Annotated in this window: 10 protein-coding genes; 3 read left to right on the top strand and 7 right to left on the bottom strand. The window is 45.7% G+C overall.

Features of this window, described 5'->3' with window-relative positions:
* Window positions 1–142: 142 nt before the first annotated feature.
* The 5 genes from plsX to KDK16_RS07510 all read right to left on the bottom strand — a co-directional run bounded on the left by plsX (window position 143) and on the right by KDK16_RS07510 (window position 4,859).
* A complete protein-coding gene (gene plsX, locus KDK16_RS07490; RefSeq protein ID WP_257252595.1) occupies window positions 143–1,189 on the bottom strand; it encodes a phosphate acyltransferase PlsX in 1,047 nt (348 codons plus the stop codon).
* Window positions 1,190–1,261: 72 nt separating this feature from the next.
* Entirely contained in the window at window positions 1,262–1,441 is a 180-nt protein-coding gene (gene rpmF / locus KDK16_RS07495; protein ID WP_257275391.1) for a 50S ribosomal protein L32, read from the bottom strand.
* Between the two features lie 3 nt (window positions 1,442–1,444).
* Window positions 1,445–1,927: a YceD family protein gene (locus KDK16_RS07500; protein WP_257275392.1), complete on the bottom strand. Its 483-nt coding sequence runs from the start codon at window positions 1,925–1,927 to the stop codon at window positions 1,445–1,447.
* A 360-nt stretch (window positions 1,928–2,287) separates the two neighbouring features.
* Window positions 2,288–3,517, bottom strand: a complete 1,230-nt coding sequence (locus KDK16_RS07505) for a hypothetical protein (RefSeq protein ID WP_257275393.1) — start codon at window positions 3,515–3,517, stop codon at window positions 2,288–2,290.
* 373 nt (window positions 3,518–3,890) lie between these two features.
* Window positions 3,891–4,859, bottom strand: a complete 969-nt coding sequence (locus KDK16_RS07510) for a hypothetical protein (RefSeq protein WP_257275394.1) — start codon at window positions 4,857–4,859, stop codon at window positions 3,891–3,893.
* Between the two features lie 370 nt (window positions 4,860–5,229).
* Between KDK16_RS07510 and KDK16_RS07515 the strand changes: the two genes are divergently transcribed.
* The gene (locus KDK16_RS07515; protein WP_257255605.1) at window positions 5,230–5,367 is read left to right on the top strand and encodes a hypothetical protein; all 138 of its coding nucleotides are present in this window, start codon (window positions 5,230–5,232) and stop codon (window positions 5,365–5,367) included.
* Between the two features lie 242 nt (window positions 5,368–5,609).
* Here the strand turns inward: KDK16_RS07515 and KDK16_RS07520 are convergent, their stop codons facing one another.
* Entirely contained in the window at window positions 5,610–5,900 is a 291-nt protein-coding gene (locus KDK16_RS07520) for a HigA family addiction module antitoxin (protein ID WP_257255604.1), read from the bottom strand.
* Window positions 5,900–6,178: a type II toxin-antitoxin system RelE/ParE family toxin gene (locus tag KDK16_RS07525; RefSeq protein ID WP_257255603.1), complete on the bottom strand. Its 279-nt coding sequence runs from the start codon at window positions 6,176–6,178 to the stop codon at window positions 5,900–5,902. The genes KDK16_RS07520 and KDK16_RS07525 overlap by 1 nt, the downstream gene beginning before the upstream one ends.
* 197 nt (window positions 6,179–6,375) lie before the next feature.
* Between KDK16_RS07525 and KDK16_RS07530 the strand changes: the two genes are divergently transcribed.
* Complete coding sequence (locus KDK16_RS07530; RefSeq protein WP_257275395.1) at window positions 6,376–6,639, top strand: hypothetical protein; 264 nt, start codon at window positions 6,376–6,378, stop codon at window positions 6,637–6,639.
* Between the two features lie 65 nt (window positions 6,640–6,704).
* Complete coding sequence (locus KDK16_RS07535) at window positions 6,705–7,307, top strand: hypothetical protein (RefSeq protein WP_257275396.1); 603 nt, start codon at window positions 6,705–6,707, stop codon at window positions 7,305–7,307.
* Window positions 7,308–7,407 lie beyond the last annotated feature (100 nt).

Consider the following 7,407-nt stretch of genomic DNA (forward strand, 5'->3'; position numbering starts at 1 on the left):
CAACAACACCGGGCAAATAACTAACATCACCACATACGACTTCTGTCGGGTTGCCTGATTTCCCTCAGAGACCGGAATGACCTGACCAGACAACGAGGTCATTAATGGTATATGGAAAGGATAGCCAGACAGCCCGGTTTTGTTAGAGCAACCGCTCTTCAACCTCTTGAGCGATTCTGGCGGGAACGTCATTTTGCGCCTCCTTCACCGCCTGACAAATGGCCCGATAAAAACCCTCTTCATCGGCCCCTCCGTGACTCTTGATCACAACCCCCTGCAAACCAAGCAAACTCGCTCCATTATGCAACACCGGATCAACCTTGCGATTAAATTCTTTCAGCAGCGGTGAAATCAAAAAATAAAGAAACTTGTTCAACAGAGAACGCCGAAAAACAGACCTCAAGCCACTACGCATCAAGTTCGCAACCCCCTCTCCCGTTTTTAGGGCCACATTACCAACAAAGCCATCGCAGACAATCACATCAGCCCGACCACTGACAATATCATGCCCTTCTACAAAGCCGATATAATCCAGCCCCTGCTGTACCTCAAGCTTTTCCAGGAGCAGATGATGAGCCAGCCTGACCTGCTCATTCCCCTTCATTTCTTCGGTACCAATATTCAGCAGAGCCACTTTCGGGGATTCTACACCGTACACCGATGAAGCCAACTGAGCCCCCATAATGGCAAACTGGTAGAGATGCATCGATGTACAATCAACATTCGCCCCCATATCCATCAACAGGGCACTGCCATCGTACGTAGGCACAGAAGCCGCTATGGCCGGACGATCAATACCAGCAAAGGTTTTTAGTACATAACGCCCCATCGCCATGAGAGCTCCGGTATTACCTGCACTTACACAGGCTTGCGCCGTACTCTTCGAGACCAGCTCAAGTACTTTCCACATCGAGGAATCTTTTTTTCCACGGAGTGCCAGTGAAGGCTTGTCGTGCATGGTAACGGTTTTTTCAGCGTGAATCAGGGTAAAGCGCGACCGATCAGAGAAGTCGGTATCGGAAAGATAATCTTCAATGAGCTGCCTGTCACCGACAAGCAGAAGATGAAGAGAAGAATAATGCTCGAGCGCTCTGAGAGCCGCCCGTATACGAGAACGGGGACCATCGTCCCCGCTCATTACATCAAGCGCAACCGTTAGTTGTGAACCAGCGTTTGCACCTGATGTCATTTTATTTCATGCCTCCGGGAGACAGCAAAGCAATCACTGTACTCATTCCTTAGGGCAAGCATACCTGAGAACTTAGTCTTCGCCGGTTTCAACCACTTTCTTGCCACGGTAGAAACCTTCAGCAGAAACGTGGTGACGACGATGAGTTTCGCCGGAAGCTGCCTCCACAGACAGCTGAGCAGAAGTCAGACTATCGTGGGAACGGCGCATATTACGCTTGGAACGGGTTTTACGGTTTTGCTGAACAGCCATGTGTCAACTCTCCTGGGTCGTAGTATCTGTTTTCAATTTGGCCAGAACGCTGAAAGGGTTACTGTTCTTGCGCTCTTCATCTGCCTCAATGGCAGCAGCCTGAGCCTCTTCTTCAGACTCAGTAGTAAAGTATTGCTGAGCTGAACAGTCCTCAGGCGGATGATAGGCCACCAGCGGAAGTGCCAGAATCAGCTCTTCCTCGAGAATAGGCAATAATTCTACCGGTTCATCACCGTACATCAACGGTTCAAAGTCTTCCGGCAGGGCTTTGGCCTGCTCGTCGGTCAGCACCCCCATCAAATGGAGATCAGCTCGCACAGGCAGCCTGGCCACATCCAGACAGCGCTGGCAGATCATGCTCAGTTCTGCCTCAACATGCCCTTCCAGCACAACCCGGTTGTTTTCACTCAATGAAAAGCGAAGATCAACCTGAACTTCGCCCCTGTCATCAACCAGACTGTCTACCAGCCGACTAAACTGACTCAATGCCAGGGAGCCTTGAAACTGCCTGCCTTGACGCGCGAATTTACGCGGATCAAAGGCTTTGGGTAATTGTCCGATAGCCATGAGTCACGGGGTTCACGGGTTGGTTGTCATAAGCGCGCAATAATAGGGGCAAGAAAAGTCTCTGTCAAAGGGTTTAACCGCATTAAGCTGTTTAACGTTCAGACCTGCAACCAACGGACTACAAAGCAACAATAACAATATGTAATTTCCGTTTATGCACACTTTTTTCTGAACTTTTGAGTCAATCCACATGATTGCCTGATATTCCAAACACAAAAGCTCTACCCGGAAAAGCTGAATCATCCTGCATCGACCAAAATTCAGACTGTTGAACCTGCGTTAATTGTCTATTGGATAAATCTTCTGATTCAGATAATCATATATTTGATGGAGTGTTGAGTAAGGGCGCGTCCAATGATCCCAACCTGTTTTACTTAATGTTTCGTCTACTGGAGTCCCATTATCAACAAATCTGGCATAGCTATTAGCCAAGGCGAATAAAGATGCGACTAACCCCACTTTAAGCATCCTGCCTGAGTGGGTGCTGCCATTGGCATCTGTTAGAATTAATCCTTTGCTGGCAACGGTCAGAATTCCACCCATGATGAGCATTACGGATGTGCTAATCAAGACTCCCGTCCCGATAGCGGCTCTGGCGCTCAGTTCGGTTTCGGTGGTTTTTAGCTGAACGGCTTTGACAACGAAAGTGGCTCTACTTACTACTCCGATAAAGTTTCCGAATAAAGCTCCTAATGAGAATGCACTTCCGATTGCCATGCTTTCGTTTAGAATCATGGCTACATATTCGAATGCAACATCGAATGCGATTAAGACTACGACTAAGGCAATCGATAAGTTACTTGCAAGTAAAGCTTTGTTAAATCCATGAAAAAGAGTAGATGGAGCAAAAATAATAAGGTCAGATATAATGCGGGTAGAGATATATAAAATTGATAAGAAAGTAATACAACTTAAAGTTCTTTTAAAAATATCAAGGCTATTGAATTTCAAAAATCCATATACACTGAGTCCTAAAAAGGCGTTGATTGACGTCAACTTAGTAAACACTTCAAAAAATTCATAATCGACATAAACACCCTCTGTTTTAATGTTAGCGATATCAATAGTAAATTTAGACAGTACATCTATTATGGTACCTGTCATAGATTTAACGATAAGATGCAGAAAAATCACGGACTCTATGGCTATTTCTCCATCACTGATCGATAATCCACACAAGACATTGGATAGAAGTCCACTCGTTGATAAAATTCTTTCCAAAACCGGTTTTTTTGGCCATGAACTGTAGGTTTCTTTGAAGACCATTGAACCAACTGTCATCAACGATGTTATCTCAAGTAACTCGCGGGAGTTTTCGGTTAACGGTAACCGGGGATGTAATTTATACCTGATCAGACTTAAAGACCAATAGTTCACTTCAAACTTCAGAATGGTAGATAAAAAAAAAGGAGTAGCTTTTGGCCAGCTCATCACCTGAATTAAAAAGGATATCGTTGGTGTTATTGCGCCGTAGAAAATCAAAATCTTCTTTTTGATAACTGCTAGCAATTCTCGGCAAGAACAGCATTATTATCACTAATAGTTGCACCAGAAAAAAACAATTAACTCTTCTCATAGATGGATTCCCTCGATACCGGCAATGAATTTACATAATCACCAGTACCGATGCAAAACACTTTGAAAGCCAGCACCTCACCTATGTAAATGACGTTGTTGGCCGTTTAACCGGCAGTTAAGTAATGAATGACATCAACAGCCTCTGCCGGGATATTTCAAGGATAGACCGTAGGGTTGCAGATGCAGCTTTATGATGAGCCTTTGTCAGTGCCAGCACCTATAGCAACGATGCTTATCCTGGGTGGCTGACTGAGAATAGTGTCCATCCAGGCGACCCCGTCCAGACAACCCCGAAGCGAGGACGCTATTCCCAGTCAGGCTCCAGAGGATAGGTCATCTGAATCAGATAATCATATATTTGATGGAGTGTTAAATAAGGCCGCGTCCAATGACCCCAACCTATTTTACTCAATGTTTCGTCTACTGGAGTGCCATTATCAACAAATTTGGCATAGCTATTGATAAGGGCGAACAGCGATGCGACCAGCCCTATTTTCAGTACTGTAACTGAGTGGGCGTTTTCATTGCCATCTGTTGGCACTAATCCGTTGATGGATACAGCCAGAGCTCCACCCATGATGAGCATTGTGGATACGCCGACCAGGACTCCCATCCCGATTATGGCTCGAAGACTCAGTGCGGTTTCGCTTGTGTCTAGCTCATCAGCGGCTTCAAAAAAGAAAGCGCCTCTGCTCAATGCTCCGATTATGTTTCCGGCAAAAGCACCCAAGAAGGCTGAGCATCCGATTTCCACGCTTTCGTTTTGGGTTATGTCTCTATATTCGAGTGCAACATCGAATGCGATTACGACTACAACCAAGGCAATTGATAAGTTACTTGTCAGGAAAGCTTTGTTAAAGTTGTAAAGAAGAGTAGATGAAGCAAAGATAGAGTCAGATATTGTGTGGGTAGACACATATAAAATTGATAAGAAAGCAATACAACTTAAAGTTCTTTTAAAAGCATCAGGATTATTGAATTTCAAAAATTCATATACATTGAGCCCTAACAAGACGTTGATTGACATCAACTTAAGAAACACTTCAAAAAATTCATAATGAGCACAAATATTCTCTATTTTAATATTAGCGATATCAATAGTAAATTTAGACAACATATCTATTATGGTACCCGTCATAGCTTGAACAATAAGATGCAGAAAAATCAGGGATTCTACGGTTATTTCTCTTTCAATGATCGCTGTTCCCATATGACAGTGGATAGAATACCACTCGTTGATAAAAGTCTTTCCAAAACTGGTTGTTTTGGCCATGAGCTGTAGGTTTCTTTGAGGGCAATTGAACCAACTGTCATCAACGATGCCATCTCAATTAACTCGCGAGAGTTTCGATTTAACGGTGATTGGGGATATAATTTATACCTGATCAGACTTAAAGACCAATAGTTCACTTCAAATTTTAGAATGGTAGATAAAAAAAAAGGAGTAGCTTTTGGCCAGCTCACCACCTGAATTAAAAAGGATATCATTGGTGTTATTGCGACGTAAAAAATCAAAATCTTCTTTTTGGTAACTACTGGCAATTTTCGGCATGAACAATACTGTTATTACAAATAGTTGCACTAGAAAAAAATAATTAACTCTTCTCATAGATAGACTCCCCCGATACCGATAATGAATTTACATGGCCATTAATAACAACAATGTAAAACCCTTTGAAAGCCAGCACCTCACCGATATGAATGACGGTGGCAACCCTGTGACCGACAATCAAGCAGTGGATGACAACACCACAGCCTCTGCCGGGACATTTCAAGGATAGGTCATACGCGTCGAGATGCAGCTCTGAAAAAAGCTCTTATCGGTATCAGGCACCGATAACGACGATACTTATCTTAATGGTGACCATTATATATCTACCATAGCCGCCTTTCTGGATCGCAAAACCACCCTGATCAACAAAGCCATCACCTTCCACCAGCAACAAATTGAACGACTAAAAGAGTACAAAGCCACCCTGATCAACAGCGCCGTAACCGACAAAATCAAGGTGACCTGAGGGCGTCAGGCCGCGTCCGATTGGTAGGGAGTGATGCCCAGCTCCCTTTGCTTGAGATGCCAAAGGTCATAGGCATTTTGTATCCGCAGCCAATGGACGGCAGAGGGTTTGCCAAACACTTTTTCCAAACGCAACGCCATTTCTGCGGTAATCGCCCCCCTGCCGTTGATGATTTTGGACAGGGTCTTCCGGCTGACGTGCAGGTGTTCAGCCGCTTGGGTAACAGAAAGTCCAAGCGGCTTCAGCAGATCTTCACCCAGAATTTCACCGGGGTGAGCGGGGTTGTACATTGGCATCAGTGGTAATCCTCATAGTTAACTATTTCGACACCGGCCTGAGTCAGTCGGAAGGTAACTCGCCAGTTGCCACTGACCGTGACCGACCAGATACCCTGCCGTTCTCCTTTTAGCTGGTGCAGACGGTAGCCGGGAAAATCCATTTCAGAAATATGCTCCAATTCTTCCAGGTTGGTGAGAAGGCGCTGTAATTTTCTGGCATGTTGCGCCTGTATTCCCGAGGTTTTACCGGTACGATAGAACCGCTCCAACCCTTTGTGCAGAAAACTGATTATCATAGCTGAAGTGTAACCCCTAAGGTTCCAGTGTCAATTGAGAGATGATTATGGTCAGCCAAACCAATGAGCAGGCACTTGAGGCCGCCATCGAATAGCAGCTTACCGGCACCTGCCTTGAGCACAGGAACAGGGTAGCAGAAGGTGTTGCCACCCTTGCGCTGAACTATGGTTATGCACAAGATGAGTTGCTGAACTCGGTGGATTTGTCCTCCTACGGCCTGCAACGGGTGAAGTTTATGAGCATGGCCAGCAGTATTCGGAACCATCCGGACTTTGCCGCCAAGTACCAGGGGAACGCTGATCGCCACAACCGGGATTTGGCCTTTAACAAGATTTTTGATGAGGTGATGCTGAATAACCGGCGCAACGAGCTGGAGCTTTATAAACTGCTGGCCACGGATGCGGCGTTTAAGGCGGCGATGCAGCAGAGTTTGCGGGAGATGTTGGATGGTGGAGTCTGATATGTGCAAATATACTTCAGAACGTGACGATGGTCGAATATTCTTTTCTGGAATAATCACGACGAATGAATAACAGTAACCCTCCTGCCAAACCAACCATGGACTACGCCCAATTGCTGGAAGCCCTGAACCGGGCAAGCACTTTTGATCTGTTCCGGCTGAATGCCATGATTGACCGCGAACTGGAATCATCAGAGCGAATTGGCCGCATCAAGGCGGCGCTGACCATAGGGCAGAAGCTGAGCTACTTTGACCGTAGCAGCAATTCGCTGCGTAACTGTGAGGTGCTGCAGCTCAGGCAAAAGCGGGCACTGGTGCTGGATTTTACCGATGGCAAACGCTGGGCAATACCCTACTACATGCTCAATCTCGAAGGTGCCGACACCCGCGTCAATCATGAAACTCAACGGGGGCTGAGTCGCCATGCTATTGCTGTGGGTGATCTGCTGGGTTTTAAAGATAAGCATAGAGAGGAACGTTTTGGCCATGTCATCCGCCTGAATACTAAATCAGTCACCCTGCAAGTAGCAGAAAGGCGGTGGAGGGTCGCTTATTCTCTACTCTACCGGGTTCTGGATGGGCAGGGTAACCAGGAAGAGGAACTGTTGATTGATGGTGAGAGGCCTGATCAGTACAATGAGGCAGTTCAGGGTTCATTGCTCGAGTGAATAACTTGTTCCCCGAAGCCTGCCTGTAAAGTAATGTCACTACTTTGTCCTTGCTTGCATCCCGCAGTGATTTGACTGATAGTTCAAATCTGTAATATTC

It is taken from the genome of Endozoicomonas sp. SESOKO4 (assembly GCF_024606275.1).

Bases quoted from the DNA above. Each gene is read 5' to 3' on its own strand.
- plsX (WP_257252595.1), bottom strand. From the start codon at position 1,189: ATGACATCAGGTGCAAACGCTGGTTCACAACTAACGGTTGCGCTTGAT.
- rpmF (WP_257275391.1), bottom strand. From the start codon at position 1,441: ATGGCTGTTCAGCAAAACCGTAAAACCCGTTCCAAGCGTAATATGCGC.
- KDK16_RS07510 (WP_257275394.1), bottom strand. From the start codon at position 4,859: ATGGCCAAAACAACCAGTTTTGGAAAGACTTTTATCAACGAGTGGTAT.
- KDK16_RS07515 (WP_257255605.1), top strand. From the start codon at position 5,230: ATGGCCATTAATAACAACAATGTAAAACCCTTTGAAAGCCAGCACCTC.
- KDK16_RS07520 (WP_257255604.1), bottom strand. From the start codon at position 5,900: ATGCCAATGTACAACCCCGCTCACCCCGGTGAAATTCTGGGTGAAGAT.
- KDK16_RS07525 (WP_257255603.1), bottom strand. From the start codon at position 6,178: ATGATAATCAGTTTTCTGCACAAAGGGTTGGAGCGGTTCTATCGTACC.
- KDK16_RS07535 (WP_257275396.1), top strand. From the start codon at position 6,705: ATGAATAACAGTAACCCTCCTGCCAAACCAACCATGGACTACGCCCAA.